This window comes from uncultured Campylobacter sp. (assembly GCF_937997595.1).
In the GTDB taxonomy this organism is placed as follows: Bacteria; Campylobacterota; Campylobacteria; order Campylobacterales; family Campylobacteraceae; genus Campylobacter_B.
Map to the genome: position 1 here is coordinate 1 of NZ_CALKTS010000360.1, position 2021 is coordinate 2021.

Consider the following 2021-nt stretch of genomic DNA (forward strand, 5'->3'; position numbering starts at 1 on the left):
TTAGCGAGGCTTTTAAAACAGACCTCGGCAAGCTGCACCAAGGCATGGTGCTTTTTGGACGCTACACCTGTAAGGCGATCAAGCCGAACTGCAAGGAGTGCTTTTTAAACGAGCTGTGCAGCAGCAAGGATAAGAATTTTCCGTAAAATTTTAGCCTGCAATGCGGACTTAAGTTTACGCGCTTAAATTTGACGGAATTTTAAAATTTTGACGCCTTGCTTAAAGCCGCTTTACGGCAGACGTTCGGCTTATTATGGCGCAAAAAATTTAGATTGAAATTTTATAAACGCCTCTTTTGATTTTTATCTTTTAGAAAAATTTAAAATTTTGCTTTTTGGAGCTTACTGTTTTGCCAGCCAAGCCCGGTATCCTTCGCTTTTAATCACGTCCGCGATGCTTTTTGCCATCTCCTGCGGCAAAAATTCGGACTTTTTATCGATGACGGACACTAGCGCGTAAGTGCTATCGTAATCTTGAAGCTCCAAGCCCGCGCGCACCAGCGTTTCGTATAAAAACGGCTCGTCTTTTTCGATGCTTACCGCATCATCGTTTAAAAATTCATAGATGAACGCAAGCTGTTTTTTATCGCCGATTTTTAAAAAATAATCGGCTAAATTCGTCGCGCTCTTAATGATGATTTTGCGCAGCTCGTCTATCTGCCGCGCAGAGTAACGCTGGGTAATCAGCCGCCAATTTTCCGCCATCCTCGCCGCAATGATAGACAGCTTGAAAGCTCTGCCGCCATAAGCATATTTTTCGCTTTCGTCGCCGATTTTTTCTATAGCCTCGAATTCGCTCATCATATACTCGTATAGCTCCTCGTCGTTGCCGCTGAAATTTTCTAAATATATCGTCTCGGAATTTTTGGGCAGATCGCTTGCGTATTCGGGCCCTGCTCTTCATTTTCTTCGTCCCAGGCGGCTTTTCTAGCTTCAAAAGTTTTAAAATCCACTAGCGGATTAGCGCCCTTTTTTACGAATTTAAAAAAGGCAGAAATATCGATCTGATGTTCATCTACACAAATTCCGTCCTTAAACATCAGCTCGCAATTTTCAAAAAAATCCCAACCATCAAGCGCACCCAGGTAGCTTTGACCGATCCGTCCGTCTAGGACATAGACGCATTCGCTAGCGCTATGATCAGGCATCGCGTGGTCGTTTGAGACGATATACGGCGCTTGCGTTTTTCCAAAAACCTGCAACATCCCGTCGTTGTATTCGCCGCTTATGCCCCAAAGTGCCGTTAGATTGCCGCCGATTGCGATAACGCCGTCCTGCGAATGCAGATAATTACACACCATATCTTTGGCGACTTGTAAAAACAGATAATCATCATCGATGATATCGCCGCTGATGAATAAATTTCCGTTAACAAACATCGCTCGTGCGTTATTTTTGCCGCCCGCTTCGCTAAATTTATCCTTAAGCCAAACAGAATTTATCGTGCCTTCAGACAGGCTAAGATCGCCGTCAAACACCAGCACGCAGGAACTACTATCCAAATATAAATTTGAGCCGTATTTTTTCTCAAATTCATCATAAGGCAGTATAAAAACGGGTGGAATTTTAGTTGCGAAAGGGCTACGGTTTTCGTATCGCTCTACCTGTGATTTAACGATCTGCTCGCAATTTTGCAGAAAATTTTTAATCTGGCTTTTCATTTTATCTCCTTTTAAAATAAATAGTTAATCAAAATAGAATTTTAACAATGTACGTAAATTTCCCTTATGCCCTTTGATTTTTTGTTTTTTACTTCCATACATCCTAATGAATGTGTGAAAAATGCTCCGCAGTCAATATCATAGATTTTATCAGTTTTTTTAGATATTTTACCATCCAGATTTGGTGTATGTCCAAAATATATATTTTTATTTTTATATTCTTCAAGAATATTTTTCTTATCCATCCAAAACTCTTCCCGTGTCCAAAGCACATTTTCCCTTTCCTGATTTTCCAAATCCTTGCTTAAATCCAGCCCCGCATGAACAAAAATATTCTCATTTCCACAAACTATGAGCGGAC

Annotated in this window: 2 protein-coding genes and 2 pseudogenes; 1 reads left to right on the forward strand and 3 read right to left on the reverse strand. The window is 41.0% G+C overall.

The annotated features are described in order from the left end of the window. A pseudogene (locus Q0614_RS12290) lies at window positions 1-146 on the forward strand (endonuclease III); the annotation flags it as partial. Between the two features lie 195 nt (window positions 147-341). Here Q0614_RS12290 and Q0614_RS12295 read toward each other — a convergent pair. The 3 genes and pseudogenes from Q0614_RS12295 to Q0614_RS12305 all read right to left on the reverse strand — a co-directional run. Further along, complete coding sequence (locus Q0614_RS12295) at window positions 342-803, reverse strand: hypothetical protein (RefSeq protein ID WP_298789040.1); 462 nt, start codon at window positions 801-803, stop codon at window positions 342-344. Window positions 804-841: 38 nt separating this feature from the next. Then, window positions 842-1660, reverse strand: a complete 819-nt coding sequence (locus tag Q0614_RS12300; protein WP_298789042.1) for a hypothetical protein — start codon at window positions 1658-1660, stop codon at window positions 842-844. 41 nt (window positions 1661-1701) lie between these two features. Next, window positions 1702-2021 (reverse strand): annotated as a pseudogene (locus tag Q0614_RS12305) (hypothetical protein); the annotation flags it as partial.